At 49.0% G+C, this 15911-nt stretch carries 13 protein-coding genes; 4 read left to right on the top strand and 9 right to left on the bottom strand.

Going from position 1 to position 15911, the window contains the following annotated elements:
• Positions 1-106: 106 nt before the first annotated feature.
• Positions 107-859: a hypothetical protein gene (locus tag ACO6V5_RS02490; RefSeq protein ID WP_422138469.1), complete on the top strand. Its 753-nt coding sequence runs from the start codon at positions 107-109 to the stop codon at positions 857-859.
• A gap of 100 nt (positions 860-959) precedes the next feature.
• Here the strand turns inward: ACO6V5_RS02490 and ACO6V5_RS02485 are convergent, their stop codons facing one another.
• The gene (locus ACO6V5_RS02485) at positions 960-1499 is read right to left on the bottom strand and encodes an MOSC domain-containing protein (RefSeq protein WP_422134501.1); all 540 of its coding nucleotides are present in this window, start codon (positions 1497-1499) and stop codon (positions 960-962) included.
• Between the two features lie 215 nt (positions 1500-1714).
• On the opposite strand from ACO6V5_RS02485, the gene ACO6V5_RS02480 reads away from it, so the two are divergent.
• The gene (locus ACO6V5_RS02480) at positions 1715-3355 is read left to right on the top strand and encodes an alkaline phosphatase D family protein (RefSeq protein WP_422134502.1); all 1641 of its coding nucleotides are present in this window, start codon (positions 1715-1717) and stop codon (positions 3353-3355) included.
• A 42-nt stretch (positions 3356-3397) separates the two neighbouring features.
• Here ACO6V5_RS02480 and pgeF read toward each other — a convergent pair whose 3' ends face one another.
• A complete protein-coding gene (gene pgeF / locus ACO6V5_RS02475) occupies positions 3398-4138 on the bottom strand; it encodes a peptidoglycan editing factor PgeF (protein ID WP_422138470.1) in 741 nt (246 codons plus the stop codon).
• Positions 4139-4202: 64 nt separating this feature from the next.
• A complete protein-coding gene (gene rluD / locus ACO6V5_RS02470) occupies positions 4203-5159 on the bottom strand; it encodes a 23S rRNA pseudouridine(1911/1915/1917) synthase RluD (protein ID WP_422409333.1) in 957 nt (318 codons plus the stop codon).
• A 346-nt stretch (positions 5160-5505) separates the two neighbouring features.
• On the opposite strand from rluD, the gene ACO6V5_RS02465 reads away from it, so the two are divergent.
• Together ACO6V5_RS02465 and yacG are read left to right on the top strand one after the other, a co-directional pair.
• On the top strand, positions 5506-6426 hold the full coding sequence (locus ACO6V5_RS02465; RefSeq protein ID WP_422134505.1) for an outer membrane protein assembly factor BamD: 921 nt from the start codon (positions 5506-5508) through the stop codon (positions 6424-6426).
• A 52-nt stretch (positions 6427-6478) separates the two neighbouring features.
• Complete coding sequence (yacG, locus tag ACO6V5_RS02460; RefSeq protein WP_422134506.1) at positions 6479-6676, top strand: DNA gyrase inhibitor YacG; 198 nt, start codon at positions 6479-6481, stop codon at positions 6674-6676.
• Here yacG and ACO6V5_RS02455 read toward each other — a convergent pair.
• From ACO6V5_RS02455 to ACO6V5_RS02430, 6 genes are all read right to left on the bottom strand, one after another.
• Positions 6665-7885: a hypothetical protein gene (locus ACO6V5_RS02455; protein ID WP_422409335.1), complete on the bottom strand. Its 1221-nt coding sequence runs from the start codon at positions 7883-7885 to the stop codon at positions 6665-6667. The genes yacG and ACO6V5_RS02455 overlap by 12 nt on opposite strands.
• A 51-nt stretch (positions 7886-7936) precedes the next feature.
• A complete protein-coding gene (locus ACO6V5_RS02450; protein ID WP_422409337.1) occupies positions 7937-8917 on the bottom strand; it encodes a Nudix family hydrolase in 981 nt (326 codons plus the stop codon).
• 17 nt (positions 8918-8934) lie between these two features.
• Complete coding sequence (gene argJ, locus ACO6V5_RS02445; protein ID WP_422409339.1) at positions 8935-10152, bottom strand: bifunctional glutamate N-acetyltransferase/amino-acid acetyltransferase ArgJ; 1218 nt, start codon at positions 10150-10152, stop codon at positions 8935-8937.
• A gap of 179 nt (positions 10153-10331) precedes the next feature.
• On the bottom strand, positions 10332-11609 hold the full coding sequence (gene aroA, locus ACO6V5_RS02440) for a 3-phosphoshikimate 1-carboxyvinyltransferase (protein ID WP_422409341.1): 1278 nt from the start codon (positions 11607-11609) through the stop codon (positions 10332-10334).
• A gap of 136 nt (positions 11610-11745) precedes the next feature.
• Positions 11746-14475 carry a preprotein translocase subunit SecA gene (gene secA, locus ACO6V5_RS02435; protein ID WP_422409343.1) on the bottom strand — a complete coding sequence of 910 codons (2730 nt, stop codon included), beginning with the start codon at positions 14473-14475 and terminating at the stop codon, positions 11746-11748.
• A gap of 448 nt (positions 14476-14923) precedes the next feature.
• Entirely contained in the window at positions 14924-15859 is a 936-nt protein-coding gene (locus ACO6V5_RS02430; RefSeq protein ID WP_422134512.1) for a M23 family metallopeptidase, read from the bottom strand.
• Positions 15860-15911 lie beyond the last annotated feature (52 nt).

Here is a 15911-nt window from a genome sequence, read left to right as displayed (position 1 = left end):
TCGATCTTTTCAAGAGCTGGCTTTCCTGCCCCCCGTGAACTGGCTAATATCCTGATGTCTGCTAGATTGAGAGGTTTTGATTTAATCCGAGATAGTCTTCAATATTATGAAAAAGTTATGGAACCCAAACAATAAAGAACGTCAGCCAGTCCCATCTAATCCGTTGTATGCAAGGTTTTTTCTGACATCTTCATTTCTATTCGCCCTTTCTTTTCAGGCAATGGCAACCTCCCCCAACCCGGAAGATAGTCTCGTTGTCATTTACGATGGCTTTTCTTCGACCGGCTTTTGTCTTGGCGTTGTAACAGGAGAGAAAGAGGTCACCACTTCAGTTCCTTGCGCAAAACACGGTGGATTTGGCAATTACACCATCTACAGAAGCCCGCAGGAACTCAGTTATTGGGAAGGTTTCAATCAACATGACTGGCAATCAGGTAGAAGCCTAAAAAAAAACATTGATGAGAAACAGATAGTAACGATCATTTTAGAAGAGCACCCGGAAAATAAAAGCATTGCCAAAGTTTCCAAACAGGCAACCCCAATCTGGTGGACGCCTCTCTGGAAGTGTCTTGCAATGACCGGAGACTGGAATGATGTTCACTGGCAATGGCAAAAGCGTTGGTTAAAACCTAACATCACCAGACAATCCTACATACTCTCCCTGAACAATCACCTGCCTGCAAGTTTGCGGCACTGGTACTTCAATAACACTGTTGCAATATTTGACCAGGATGGCGCACTGGCAGGCTTTTCCTATTGTCCAGAGGCCGCCTACAGCACCTCTTCAGATAAGTTCAGGGTATACTCGGTTGACTATCGATCAGGAATAATTAAAAAATATCAAGAGCTCTATCGCTGAACCCAAACCGGTATAGCTGGACGTCGAGACAGGTTGCCATCAGTCTTCAACAGGATCAAAACCATTGTCTGTGTTCAAGGGCAGCGTGATTGTGACCTTTTCAGAACCGGGTCTTGAACAGCAGAGCATGATGAAGGCCATCCTGAACGGCGTGAAAGAAAAATACAGGTGGGTAGTTTTTGACAGAAGTGTGTGCTTTCAGCATGGCCAGAAGCGGGGTCAAGCCAATCCCGCCCGCAAACAAAACGACAGGTTTTGGGTTGCCACGAGCAAGGGTAAACTGACCCAGGGGAGATGACACGCGCAAGCTGTCTCCGACCGCCAGAGTCTCGTGCATGTAGGCACTTCTGGGTCGGCTGGGGGCGACCTCGTCCAGTCCGTCTATGATAAGATTTTCGGCAAAACGACCCTTTGGCCAGTCTTCATCGTTGCCACCCAGACGATCTTTCCAGTAATCATAAGTGGTTGTTGAAACGGCGTAGATGTGATCGTTATGAACTGCCACCTCATTGCCCTCAATACCACTGGCATGAACCTTTACCGAACCCCGCACTTCAGACTTCAGGTAAGCCGTTGTGACATCGTGGCCACGTATTTTATGACGCTTTGTTTTACCAATGCAGATCGCAGTGAGTTTCATTTTTTAAGCCAGCCCTGCTTCGAAATCTCGTCAGCCATGAATCACTCGAAACAGACATTCGACAACAGATCAGATCAACGGCTTTGGTTTTTGATTAACAACCCATTTTGATTTTTGCTCTTTCTCAGACTTTGTCAACAAACCTTCTTCATACTGACACATTGCGCTTTTATCCTGCCATGACAATTTTAAAAAACACCTGTCATGGATTGAATATGGCTATAACAAGAAGACGTTTCTTTCAGGGAGCCGCCCTGGGGATTGCTACATTGCCGTTGCTCAAGACGTTTGCGAGCAGCCACCAACCTTTTCAGCACGGAGTAGCCAGTGGCGATCCTCTGGCTGATAGAGTGATCCTCTGGACCCGGATCACACCCGATGCAGACCCGGACTTTCAACAGGCTATCGTTCCCTATTCCTGGGCAATGGCCCTTGACCCGCAGATGAACCAGATAGTCCGGTCCGGCGAAGGCGTTACCGGACCACATGTTGACTACACCGTTAAGGTTGATGCAGACAGTCTGGTGTCTGGCACTGTTTACTACTACCGATTCTTTTCCAATGGAAAACCTTCGCCGGTGGCCAGAACACGAACCTTGCCAGAAGGCCACCTGAACAGTCTGCGACTGGCATTCTGCTCCTGCTCCAACTACCCGGCGGGCTACTTTAACGTCTACCGGGAAATAGCCCGAAGACCTGATTTGGATGCCGTACTGCACCTTGGAGACTACATCTATGAGTATGGTCCTGGTGGTTATGGGACAAACAACGGCCTTGGCCGGAACCCGATTCCTGCGAAAGAAATAACAGTACTTCAGGACTACCGACAACGCTACGCCCAGTATCGATCCGATCCGGATTTGCAGGAAGTTCACCGTCAGCATCCTTTCATCTGCGTCTGGGACGATCATGAATCCGCCAATGACTCATGGCAAGGTGGAGCTCAAAACCATAACCTGGGTGAAGGAGCCTGGGAATCACGCCGCAATGATTCAATTCAGGCTTACTTTGAATGGATGCCTATCAGAGAGAGTGGTATTGTTGACCAGTTTGGACAAAGAACCATTTATCGAAGGTTCCGCTTTGGTGACCTGATGGATCTCTTTATGCTGGATACCCGACTGACTGGCAGAGACCGGCAGGCTCTGCCATTGAATGCCAAAGCCGCTAAAGATCCATCAAGAAGCCTGTTGGGAGCAGATCAGGAACAATGGTTGCATAATGGCTTAAGTCAATCCATGAATGAAGGGGTTCGCTGGCGGGCACTGGGACAGCAGGTCATGATGTCACAGCTCACTCTCAATCCGGACCTTCCTATCCTTATGGATCAATGGGATGGTTATCAGGCATCCCGACAGCGTCTGTTTGATCATATTCAAAATCAGGGCATTAATAACTTGATGGTACTGACCGGTGATACTCACAGCTCGTGGGCATTTGATCTGGCACCTGAACCGCGCTTCCCTCACTACGGACGGATTTCAGGTTTTGGCGCACTGGGTGGAGAATTTGGAACCCCCGCAGTTACATCCGGATTTTCTGAAAAGACGGGTCTTGCCAAAATAGCGTCAGCGGCCCTTGACGGTGCTCTGCCAAACCTTAAATGGACCAACCAGAGCGAGAAAGGCTATGTGCTGCTGGATATCACTCATAGTCGAACGAAAGCCCACTGGTATCATGTAGACACTGTTGCCAGCAGAAACTACAACCACTACCTGAAGAGAGTTTATAAGCAGAATGATGATGCCAATCATATCCACAGATCCTGGTCAGAAAGCGCTCCCGCAGAGTCACCTGCACCAGCGCCTGATCTGGCCAATTTATTTGAAGGACTGAGGCAGCGCTATTACAGCTAGCTGTCAATGACAGGAAGAACTCTCATTGAGAGCTCTTCCTGCTTATTCAATCCAGACCGCTGTGGCTAAACGTCCGGACTGGACGCCATCCCTTCGGTAAGAGAACCAACGGTCATTTTCCTTATAAGTACAGAAATTGCCGCCACTGACTTCTGTTACACCCAATTTATGTAACCGAAGCCTTGCCAGTTCATAGAGATCCCCATACCAGCGATCACCCTGACCGGGAATAAAAGCCGTTTCCATTTGCGGATCAGAATTCAGGAAAGCGTCGCGAACTTCAGGTCCCACTTCAAAATGAGACTGACTGATAGCTGGACCCAACCAGGCCATCACCTGGCCAGGCTCATCGCCCATAGCTTTAACTGTGGCTTCCAGTACACCAGCCTGAAGCCCTTTCCAACCGGCGTGAGAAACGGCAACACGGGTGCCGGACGAGTTGCAAAAAATAACCGGAAGACAATCTGCAGTTAAGACGACACAGGGCAACCCCTGCTTATCTGTCCAAACCGCATCACCTTCTCTTTCTGAGTTATCCGGCTGGGCCGTTATTACATCAGTACCATGAACCTGTTTGAGCCACTGCGGCCTGTACCGCCATTGATAATGGTCGTCGAGCAATGCTCTGTTTTTTGCTACCACATCAGGATCATCACCAGACCGCAGCCCCAGATTGAAGCTGCTGAAAGCTCCCTGACTGTACCCGCCGGTTCTGAGGGTGACAAAAGCCCTGACACCTTCTGGCGCAGACCAGTCCGGGAGCAGGTAACGATCTTCAGACATGTTCAGTTCTCTCTATTGCAACGCCCTGGGAGCATGAGTTCACTCATAAAACAGCAAATCCTGCTCAGGACTCTTTAACATCTTCTTTTAATACTTCCAGAAGCGCTGAAAAGTCATCCGGTAAGGGCGCTTCCCACTCCATGTAGTCATCGGACACCGGGTGCATAAGACCCAGCTTTCTGGCGTGAAGCGCCTGATGTTTGAAGCTCCTCAGAGTCTCTTCCAGGATGGCAGAACACCCCTTGGGAATTCTCAGACGGCCAGCATACAGATCATCCCCTACCAGCGGGAAGCGAATATAGCTCATATGCACTCTGATCTGGTGAGTTCTGCCCGTTTCCAGTTTACAGCGGACATGGGTATGAGCATTAAACTTCTTCAGAACCCGGTAATGAGTTACAGAGGCTTTGCCACCGGGCACCACCGCCATACGAAGACGATGGGTCGGGTGACGGGCAATGGGTTCATTAACCGTCCCGCCCGCCGTCATAACACCTTGAGTCACGGCCTCATACTCTCGACTGACACTTCGGTCCTGAAGCTGAGCCACCAGATCGGTATGAGCGGCCAGAGTTTTGGCTACCACCATCAGTCCTGAAGTATCTTTATCCAGACGGTGCACGATTCCGGCCCTGGGTACAGAGGCTATCTCCGGATAATGATATAACAAGCCATTCAACAAGGTACCTGAGTAATTTCCTGCCGCAGGATGAACGACCAGTCCCACCGGTTTATTAATGACCAGGATGACATCATCTTCGTAAATGATATTCAATGGAATATCTTCAGGTTCCCAACGTTCTTCATCATCGACTTCAACGCTGAGAGTCAGCTTCTCGCCACCGACCAGCTTGTCTTTAGGCTTTCTCTTCTGGCCATCCACTCGCAGATCGCCATTCTTGATCCACTCCTGAAGGCGTGCCCTGGAAAAGTCCGGAAAGCAGCTGGCTGCAATCTGGTCCAGTCTCTTGCTCCCAAGTTCATCAGGTACGACGACCTGCTGATTGATCCGCTCACTCATTAACTACTTCTCAAGTAACAGGAGCCTGAGCGGGCATTATTCCCGACCCTGCTCCCGGACAAAAAATCTCAGCCGCCGAAGGCCAGATGCTGCACCGGAACAGGTTAATAAAAATCTCCAACCTCCCGAAAGCAGTTGAATGATTATTAATAGAACCAGTTTCTTTTCGTTTTACAGCGGACTGTGTTTAAATTAGTTGATCAAAGGCGGGTAGTTTATCACATCATCAGGTCTGGCTGAGCTATGCTCAAAACTTTATCGGCCTGCCTCCCTGTTATAAGTTCAGGGGAGGCCTGTACACCCTATTTCCTCACAATCATGCCGGAGTACGGAAACTGTAAATACCATGACAATACTGAAAACCACATATTCGCGCCTGATATTTCTGATCCTTGCTGCGGTGGTTCTGGCAGGATGCTCATCAAGCCCCGAAAAAAAGACGCTTCCGGAATCCCTGACTGAGGCCGAACTCTACCAGATGGCCAACCAGTCCCTGAATAACCAGAGTTATACAAAGGCTGTAGAGTATCTGCGGACACTGGAGTCACGCTACCCCTTCGGCTCTTTTGCAGAACAGGCTCAGCTGGACCTGGTTTATGCCTATTTCATGAATGTAGAGCCTGAAGCCGCCAGAGCAGCAGCGGATCGTTTCCTTCGCCTGCACCCGCAGCACCCCAATGCAGACTATGCCTATTATATGAAAGGTCTGGCTTCTAACACGGCCTCCATGGGTCTCATCGAGCGCTACCTGCCATTAGACAACACAAAGCGTGATCCTGGTCAGGCTCGCCAATCCTTCAATGAGTTTCGTGAATTGCTGACGCGCTACCCGGACAGCAAATACGCACCAGATGCCCGTCAGCGGATGGTAGCCCTGAGAAATCGTCTGGCTGATTATGAGATTCATGCAGCCAATTACTACCTGAAACGCAAAGCCTATGTAGCGGCTGTGAACCGTGGCAAGTATGTTGTTGAAAATATGCAGAAGACCCCGGCGGTAGAACCCGCACTGGGTATCATGGTGGAAGGTTATCAGCGACTGGGCCTGATAGAGCCCGCGAATGAAACCCTTGAGGTCTTAAAGCTGAATTTCCCGAATTCGAATCTACTCAATGAACAGGGTGAATTCATCGGCTACCAGTCCTTCGGTGATGTCGATCCCTCGCTGCTTTATACCGTGACCTTTGGCCTGCTGGGTGATTCAGGTATTGAAAAGCAGAAAGCGCAGACCCCGGTTGCTCCCCAACCTCCCGGGAACAAACAGTAATTCCCTGTGGCTTCCAGCAGGAGGCCACTCCACCTTCTGGTTTAGTAATTCAATGCCAACAACTGTGAAGTGCCCGAAATGCGGCAAAAAAGTAGAATGGAAGAAAGAAAACGGGTTTCGACCCTTCTGCTCCCAACGATGCAAGCTGATTGATCTTGGAGCCTGGGCGAATGAAGAGCGTTCGATACCCGGAAACCCTGCTTTCGATGATCTGATGACCAGCGACATTGATGACCATTTAAAGCACTGATGAGCCCCCACCAGCTCCTGGTTTCACAGGCCAGGATCTCAGGTTCAACAGGGCTTCTGCCTGAGAGCGTTTGAACTTGAGGACTTGATACATTACCTCACGAAGCTCTGGCTGGTGCATATGTTCAGCCAGCTCGCTCAACTGCTGATCCGACAGTCTGGTAATTCTCTCCAAAGCTAACTTTATCGATCTTCCCACTTGCTCTGGCGGCATCTGCTCAACCATTGTCAATAGTGTCTTCTTACCTCGATATTGAAACCTGTGCAATTTTGAAGGACGCAAAAGCCTCTGGCTAAATTCATCAATGGAACAGTTCCTGGGGAGGGAAAATCGATTATAAAAGGACATACCGAAATCAATACTGATTAACTTACCAGTCAGCAGCTCGTCATCTTCGGCATGCTTGAAGAGGTAATTATCAAGTTTCAGATAGTCCTGATCGCCCAGAAGAAATCGCCTCATGACAAGATTGGTAACCGGGTTATGATCATCAGTAAACTGACAAATAGAAGGGAATAATGTTTGTTGAAAGAAGGTATTGCCAGGGTAGAAGCCTTTCAGGTCTTTAGAAGCTACACAATGATCCTGATTTTTTTCGTCCAGACTGTAGCGATGAATGTACTCTTGCCCGTAACCCATCACTTGTTTGTAGGCTTCGGCAGCAAGGCACTCCCTTTGGGCCAACACTTTTCGATCATCATAAAAACGGGCTTTGTAAGATTTTCCAGTGATCAGGTGGATCACTTTTTGCAGCAACCGTTTAAACTTTTCAGCACCCGATTCATACCCGAGTGTTTTGACATGCCAAAACTCTTCCTTTTTTCCAGCTTTAGTAGAATCTGATTCTCTCCCGGCCCCTCTCGAATCTGTTTTGATCCGCATGAACCGGTGATCAACAACTCCCCGGTAGACCTGTCCGGGGAGCTCCTCCCAATATTCACCAAAGGGCCTGTCATTAATGGATGGAAGAATATTTATGCCAACCTGCCCGGTCTCTTCGAAATAAGCAACCGCCCGATCCTGAACAGGACGCTGCCCCAGCATTGAGGCCTCTTCATCCAGCCCTTCGGTACCAGGCAGATTCCCCAGTGAACCTACTGTTCTACCCAGTGAGTCACTGCCAGCAGTTGACGGGGATTGGAATGTTGAATCAGCGGGCAAAACTGATGTTGATTTGTTGCCACCAGGTCCGATATTAGAGTGAGACATTTGCTTCCCTGCAAGAAGTCTTTAATCTTAAATTAAGACTAGTATACGGCCTCAATAAGTTAGCGACCAGAAAGCACCGATGGCAGCCAACCCCTGGGCTCCCCGGTCTATGAACTGCTCCTGATCAGCAAGCTGCATCCCCCCCAACCAGAACACAGGCAATGGGCAACGCTCTGTCAGCTCTGCAGCTTTTTCCATTCCTAAGGTTTCACAGCCCGGATGCGCCTGTGTCGACATAACCGGAGAGAGTGTTACAAAATCGACACCCAGTGATACCGCCCGATCGATTTGTTCCTGATTATGACAGGAAGCTGCCAGCCACTGACCAGAACGAGAAGCACTTCGCCAATCAACACCCTCCTGCTGAAGCTGTTTCGAGGTAAGATGGATACCGTCACACCAGCTATTGGCCAGTAGTTCAGGCTCACCTTTAAGAAGCAAGCTGGCCCCGGTTTCCCGACAAAGGTGATGCAGCTCTCTGGCTAAATGCTGATAGGTTCCTTTATCCAGCCATGGAGCCCGAAACTGTATCAGCTCTACTCCCTGCTCAAGCTGGTAACTCACTTTTTCCAGAAGCTCAGCAGCCACATCAAACTTACCGGTGATCATATAGCGATTTGGTAACAGGACTGCCGTAACGATGGGACCATTAGCCGGAGGAAAGTTCAGCTCGGGTAACTCTTTCAGATCGACCCATCGGATCTCCTGACCCTCATTACCACGAGGCTGGCCAATGATATCGTTCGCCCACCAGGTATCGAGACAGACAGACCTGTCCGGGTAATCATGCCGAATCGAAATCAACTTTCGGAACTGATTTGCCTCAACATCCAGTTCTTCCTTAAGTTCACGATTCAAGGCTGCCGTAACGAACTCTCCCTCTTCCACCTTGCCACCCGGAAACTCCCAGTAGCCACCCATGTGCTTATCATTCGGTCGCCGTGCTATAAGAATTCGTCCATCATCCCCGCGAATAACTGCCACCGCAACATGCACCACCTTCCTGACACTCGCCTGATTTTCTGAAGACATCACCTACTGCCCTGTTTTCAAGTTCGATATTCAGCATTGATTCGAACATACTCATGGGAAAGATCAGTAGTCCAGAGTGTTTCCGTGATAGTACCTGCCCCCAGCTGAACACGGATCAGTATCTCTTCCTGATTCATTACACGCTCACCTTCCGCTTCGGTGTAAGAGCAGGCAACACCCCCATCTTGCACAATGCAAACGTCGTCTAGCCAGATGGAAACCTTATCAATCTTTAGCTCTTCGATCTCAGCTCTTCCCACCGCAGCAAGAATCCTGCCCCAGTTCGGATCACTGGCAAATAATGCAGTCTTGACGAGTGGAGAGTGGGCAATGGTATAAGCAACTTCAAGGGCATCAACGACACTGCTCGCCTGTTCAACCTGAATGGTTACAAACTTGGTAGCGCCTTCTCCATCTCTGACAATAGCCTGTGCGAGTGTCATAGCTACCTCTTCAACAGCCTCTTTCAGAGCTTGGTACAAAGACCCCTGAGACTGCATTATGGATTCATTTCCGGCCTTGCCCGTGGCTACCAGCATGCAGCAATCATTGGTGGAAGTATCACCATCTACTGAAATTCTATTGAACGACAAATTAACAGCATCAGACAGAAGGCTTTGTAAAACAGTCTCATCTACGGAAACATCTGTGGCCATAAAAGCCAGCATGGTGGCCATATTCGGCTTGATCATGCCCGACCCTTTGCTGATTCCCGTTACCGTGTAACGTTTACCGTCAACTTCAAACTGTCGGCTGGCACCTTTGGGGCGGGTATCGGTCGTCAGTATGCCTTCTCCGGCTCTGTGCCAGCCATCTTCACTCAAATCCGAGAAAGCAGTGGGCAGGCCAGAAACAATTTTGCCAACAGGGAGAGGCTCGCCAATCACACCGGTTGAAAAAGGCAGCACCTGATCTTCCTGCACCCTGGCAAATTCAGCCAATGCACGACAGACCTCGGTGGCATCCGCCATTCCCTGTTCACCGGTACCCGCATTAGCATTGCCAGTATTAATAACAAAATACTCAGGCAAACGGTTAATGCGACGCCTGGCCAGATGGACCGGAGCAGCACAAAAACGGTTTAGAGTGAAAACACCGGCAACAGAAGCACCCTGATCCCAGTTCATAATCACAAGATCCTTACGATCCTGCTTCCTGATACCTGCCTCTGCTGTCCCCAGACGAAAGCCTTTTACTGGATGCATTTCCGGCCAGCTTCCTGATCCTACTGCCATGGTTTCTCCATCTCCTCTTTTTTCATTCCAATTCGCTGCCCACGCCATCCCTTCAACCCGGCTACCCCCCGGGTTGAATAATCCTGATAACGGACACAGAGAATCGGGTCAGAGAGCATTGATTCAACTGACCCTGTGCGAAATACACTTATAGCTAACCATTTACATTTTGTTATTCATTATCCAACGATTTTTTCAAATATCTCAAAATAAGTCGGGAAGGTCTTTGAGGTGCAGCCAGGATCATTGATGGTAATTGGACTGCCACCGAATGCCGCCAGGGAAAAACACATGGCCATTCTGTGATCATCATAGGTATCAATGACTGCAGACTGAATCTGCTCAGGGGGATTAATCACAATGTAATCTTCACCTTCTTCAACTTCAGCTCCCACTTTACGAAGCTCGGTCGCCATCGCTGAAAGCCGGTCAGTCTCTTTGACCCGCCAGTTGTAAATATTTCGAATAGCCGTCTGGCCCCTGGCAAACAGAGCAGTAGTAGCAATGGTCATGGCTGCGTCTGGGATATGGTTCAGATCAATATCCACACCTTTAAGCTCACCTTTTTCTACTTCAATCCAGTTGTCACTCCAGGTGACTTTAGCGCCCATTTGCTCCAGTACTTCAGCAAATCGGGCATCGCCCTGCACACTGGCATTACCGGTTCCATGAACTTTCAGCTTACCTCCGATTGCTGCAGCTGCCAGAAAGTAAGAAGCCGAGGAAGCATCTCCTTCTACCATAATTTCACCCGGGGATCGGTAAGCCTGCCTCCCTTCTACGACGAAGTTCTGGTATTCATTATTCTGGACATTAACACCAAAGCGCTCCATAACCGAGAGAGTGATATCGATATAGGGTTTGGAAACCAGTTCACCTTCAATCGTGATGACCGTTTTATCTGATGCTAATGGTGCTGCCATGAGCATTGCTGTCAGAAACTGACTGGAGATATCTCCCCTGATGCTGACTTCTCCTCCCTTCAGGCCCGAACCAAGGACTTTCAGAGGTGGAAAGTTTTTCTCACCCAGGTACTCGATGTTTGCACCGGCCTGCTCAAGACAGGAAGTCAGATCGCCGATAGGTCGCTCATACATTCGGGGTTCACCCGTCAGGGTGTATTCTCCTTGCCCCAGGCACAAGGCTGCCGTCAATGGCCTCATGGCAGTGCCGGCGTTTCCCAAAAACAGAGTCAGGCTTTCACCAGAACCGAGCGGGCCAGCCAGTCCGATGACTTTGCAAACTGTATTGTTATCTGACAGTCGATACTGGACACCCATTGCTTTCAGAGCCTTCAGCATATAGCGAACGTCATCGCTATCCAGAAGATTGGTGATGGTGGTTGTACCCTCTGCCAGTGCAGCAAGCAGTAAAATACGGTTGGACAGGCTTTTTGAGCCAGGAATAGAGACTTCCCCTTGCACGCGGGAAATGGGCTTTAAAACAAGTTGCTCCATTGGACTTCTTAACTGGCCGAATGATAGTAAAAATTAATTATACCCCAATGCCTCGATAAATCAGCCGGTTTAAAACAGTCCATAAAAGAAAACAGGCCGCAAAGCGGCCTGTTTTCTTTAAAATAACGGGTCAATATCAAACTATTTTACCGTGACACTGTTTATACTTCTTGCCGGAGCCACAGGGACAGGGTTCATTTCGACCGACTTTGCGACTTTCTCGAACGAAAGGTTCGGTTACACCTTCTGGCAGTTCACCTTCTTTCCCTGAATGATCTTCCATAACATGCGCCTGCTCATGCTGAAACTGCATACGACGAATCAGTTCCTGACGACGCTGTTCCTCCATTTCCTCGGTTTTGTCATCCTGCTGAACCTGAACATGAGAAAGGATACGAATGGTGTCCGTTTTGATATCTTCCAGCATGGACTGGAACAACTCAAAGGCTTCACGTTTGTATTCCTGCTTGGGGTTCTTCTGGGCATAACCTCTTAAGTGGATGCCCTGACGCAGGTGATCCATGGTCGCAAGGTGTTCTTTCCACTTGTCATCCAGTACACGCAACAGGATATGTTTCTCGAAGTTCCTCAGGGACTCGCCACCCGCCAGTTCTTCTTTCTGCTTGTAGTTGAAGATGACCTCAGCCAGAATCTTCTCTCTCAGACCTTCTTCTTCCAGCTTGTCATCTTCATCCAGCCACTTCTGGATCGGCAAATGGATAGCCAGTTCAGCCCCAAGCTTCTGCTCAAGACCTTTCACATCCCATTGCTCTTCAAGACTCTCGCGTGGGATGTGCTGGGAAATGACATCGTTGACCACTTCAGATCTCATGCTATCAATGCTGGATTGCACGTTTTCAGAATTCAGAAGCTCATCACGCTGTTTGTAGACCACTCTGCGCTGATCATTGGCGACGTCATCATATTCCAGCAACTGCTTTCGAATATCGAAGTTACGACCCTCAACCTTGCGCTGGGCTTTTTCAATCGCATTGGTCACCATTCGGTGCTCGATAGCTTCACCTTTTTCCATACCCAGTGCTTTCATAAAGTTCTTCACCCGGTCAGAGGCAAAGATACGCATCAGGTTATCTTCCAGAGACAGGTAAAAACGGGAAGAACCCGGGTCCCCCTGACGACCGGACCGGCCACGCAGCTGATTATCGATACGGCGGGATTCATGACGTTCAGTACCGATAATATGCAGACCACCGGCTGCCAGAACGGCCTTGTGGCGCTTCTGCCATTCAGACTTGATCTGGTCTTCCTGCTGCTGATCTGGATTTTTAACGGCTGATAGCTCGGCCTCCCAGCTACCACCCAAGGTTATGTCAGTTCCACGACCCGCCATGTTGGTAGCAATAGTAATAGCACCCGGACGCCCCGCCTGGGCAATGATCTCGGCCTCCTTCTCGTGAAATTTGGCGTTAAGAACATTGTGAGGGATCCTGGCCTTATTCAAGGCATTGGACAAGAGTTCGGAAGCGTCAATAGATGCAGTACCCACCAAAACAGGACGCCCCTGCTGAACGGTTTCCTTGATGTCTGCAATGATCGCTTCGTACTTTTCTTCAATGGTCAGATAAACCAGATCGTTACCATCCTCACGTACCATTGGTTTATGGGTCGGGACAACAATAACGTCCAGACCATAAATCTGGCGAAGCTCGAAAGCTTCTGTATCCGCTGTACCGGTCATACCAGAAAGCTTTTCGTAGAGTCGGAAGTAGTTCTGGAAGGTTGTCGAGGCCAGGGTCTGACTCTCAGCCTGAATATTCAGTCCTTCCTTAGCCTCCAGTGCCTGATGCAGACCTTCAGAGAGACGACGGCCCGGCATGGTTCTTCCCGTGTGTTCATCAACCAGCAGCACTTCGCCGTCGGCCACAATGTACTCAACATTTCGCATGAACAGGACATGAGCTTTCAACGCTGCATTCACATGATGAAGCATATTCAGGTTATGGGCAGAATAGAGACTCTCTCCTTCAGGCAGGAGTCCCAGCTTCTGCAATTGCTCTTCAATAAACAAATGGCCGATCTCGGTCAGCTCAACCTGACGGGTCTTTTCATCCAGCAGGTAATGACCGGTTGGCTCTTCACCTTCTCCGAGTTCTTCTTCCTGTTTTTTCAGCTGAGGAGCCAGTTTGTTCATCTGTTTGTAGAGTTCAGAGGAATCTTCCGCCGGACCGGAAATAATGAGTGGCGTTCGGGCTTCATCAATCAGGATGGAGTCCACTTCGTCGACAACAGCATAGTGCAATTCACGCTGAAACTTATCTTCCTTGCGAAACGCCATATTGTCACGAAGATAATCGAAGCCAAACTCATTGTTGGTTCCGTAGGTAATGTCAGCTTGATAAGCAGCCCTTTTCTCTTCAGGAGACTGCTGGGGAACGACTACTCCGACTGTCAGGCCAAGAAACTCATAAAGAGCACTCATCCACTGGGCGTCTCGACGAGCAAGATAGTCATTAACGGTAACAACATGAACACCCTTACCTGTGATGGCATTCAGGTAAACAGGCAGTGTCGCCATCAGTGTCTTACCTTCACCGGTTCTCATCTCGGCGATGCGACCTTCGTGAAGAGTAATGCCACCGATCAGCTGGACATCAAAATGTCTCATGCCCATGCTGCGTTTACTGCCCTCTCTGACGACAGCAAAGGCCTCGGGCAACAAGTCATCAAGATTTTCGCCTTGCTGATAGCGATCCTTGAGGGACTGAGTCCGCCCCCTGAGCTCTTCATCATTGAGACCAGACAGTTGATCTTCCAGAGCATTGATCTGTTTGACCAGCTTGCCCATGCGTTTCAGCTGGCGATCATTCCGGCTGCCGATAATTTTTTTGACTAACGAAGCTAACATAGATTGGTTACAGTCTCACTCTGATTCCGGGGCTGCCTCTCTTGCCGACAATCCCGGGTGGGCAGACAAGCTTAAGAACAGCCAAATATTCTATGACAATCACACAAAAGTCTCATCCATATTAGCTATAAATCTGGCCCTTAATGTTTTATAAGCCATAAACGTAAAGCTTAAGATGGTTTTTTTATTGACTGACGTCAACGCCAGACGTTTGCAACAATCTGGATTAAAGGCAGAAAAATCCAAACCTTACAGACATTTACACTCATCAGTAAAGGATATAGGGACTGGAAAGAAGTCTTTCAAGGGAAGAGCGCTACTTTTTCGCTGACAACTCGCAGGATCAGCACTGAATAATCGGGCAGTGAGATTCATCGAAAAAACAAGTCATGAAAAAGGATCGGAAATACCAGCAATATGAGGAGCGCTTTGTTCTTGTCAGGAAAGATCATTTGCTTGCCCGATAAATGTAGCGCTGTGGATCCACATGCTTACCATTGCGAATCACTTCAAAGTGAACATGCGGCCCTGTTGAACGACCTGTGCTTCCTACTTTAGCAATAACCTGACCTCGAGTAACGATGTCGCCCACCTTGACTTCGTTGGAATAATTGTGCGCATATCGTGTCACATAGCCATTAACATGGTTAACCTCAACCATAAGCCCATAGCCAGAGCGATCACCTGACCAGGTCACGACACCGGCAGCCACAGCAATAATGTCAGAACCATTTACAGCGGCCATATCAATACCTGAATGCCAGGATAATTTTCCGGTAAAAGGATCTGCTCTCTGACCAAAACGAGAAGAAAGCCAACCTTTCTTGACAGGAAGCCCTGCCACAAAGACATCATTACTCATGGTCCTGTTAGAGACCAGGCTGGTCAGAATATCAAACTGCTGCTCTCTGCTGTCTATCTGCTCAGAAAGTTGATCAATAGCATCAATAAGCGGGGGCATTGAATAGATAGATTCATTGGAAGGCAGCGCTTCCGGGCCACCAATAGCTGGCACTTCATCGAAGAAAAACTCGCCATCATCCAGTTTCGCAGCAATGGTTAGTCTCTCGCCAACAGCATCCAGTCGGGTAATCCGCCCTTGTAACTCTGCCAGACGAATGGTCAGGGCATCAATTTGACGTTCTGCAGCAAGACGAACATTTTCAACTTCTTTTCTCTGTCCGCTCAGGACTGTCCGCCATTCTTGCAGGCCCTCTTCAGTCAGGACAACGCCAGATTTCGAATTGAGGAAAAGATAGGTAATACCTCCACCCAGCATCATGCAGAGAAAAACCGCCGAAAAAGCAGCCAGTGCCAGCCGCTTGCTTGTGACTCTGAACGATTGTGTTCGAGAGTGATCTTGCTTTACAACAATGACTTTCATTCTAGGAAGCCCTGTACTCCCAATGATTCAACCTTATTAACTCATTATCATG

The organism is Endozoicomonas sp. ALD068 (assembly GCF_049310145.1).
Classification (GTDB): Bacteria; Pseudomonadota; Gammaproteobacteria; order Pseudomonadales; family Endozoicomonadaceae; genus Endozoicomonas_A.
The sequence above is the reverse complement of the archived record's forward strand: the minus strand, read 5'-3'. Positions and strand labels throughout refer to the sequence as shown.

Coding starts and splice junctions, on each gene's coding strand:
- pgeF (WP_422138470.1), bottom strand. CDS start 4,138: ATGTCTGAAGATCGTTACCTGCTCCCGGACTGGTCTGCGCCAGAAGGT.
- rluD (WP_422409333.1), bottom strand. CDS start 5,159: ATGAGTGAGCGGATCAATCAGCAGGTCGTCGTACCTGATGAACTTGGG.
- secA (WP_422409343.1), bottom strand. CDS start 14,475: ATGTTAGCTTCGTTAGTCAAAAAAATTATCGGCAGCCGGAATGATCGC.
- ACO6V5_RS02465 (WP_422134505.1), top strand. CDS start 5,506: ATGACAATACTGAAAACCACATATTCGCGCCTGATATTTCTGATCCTT.
- yacG (WP_422134506.1), top strand. CDS start 6,479: ATGCCAACAACTGTGAAGTGCCCGAAATGCGGCAAAAAAGTAGAATGG.
- ACO6V5_RS02450 (WP_422409337.1), bottom strand. CDS start 8,917: ATGTCTTCAGAAAATCAGGCGAGTGTCAGGAAGGTGGTGCATGTTGCG.
- ACO6V5_RS02430 (WP_422134512.1), bottom strand. CDS start 15,859: ATGAAAGTCATTGTTGTAAAGCAAGATCACTCTCGAACACAATCGTTC.
- ACO6V5_RS02485 (WP_422134501.1), bottom strand. CDS start 1,499: ATGAAACTCACTGCGATCTGCATTGGTAAAACAAAGCGTCATAAAATA.
- argJ (WP_422409339.1), bottom strand. CDS start 10,152: ATGGCAGTAGGATCAGGAAGCTGGCCGGAAATGCATCCAGTAAAAGGC.
- aroA (WP_422409341.1), bottom strand. CDS start 11,609: ATGGAGCAACTTGTTTTAAAGCCCATTTCCCGCGTGCAAGGGGAAGTC.
- ACO6V5_RS02455 (WP_422409335.1), bottom strand. CDS start 7,885: ATGTCTCACTCTAATATCGGACCTGGTGGCAACAAATCAACATCAGTT.
- ACO6V5_RS02490 (WP_422138469.1), top strand. CDS start 107: ATGAAAAAGTTATGGAACCCAAACAATAAAGAACGTCAGCCAGTCCCA.
- ACO6V5_RS02480 (WP_422134502.1), top strand. CDS start 1,715: ATGGCTATAACAAGAAGACGTTTCTTTCAGGGAGCCGCCCTGGGGATT.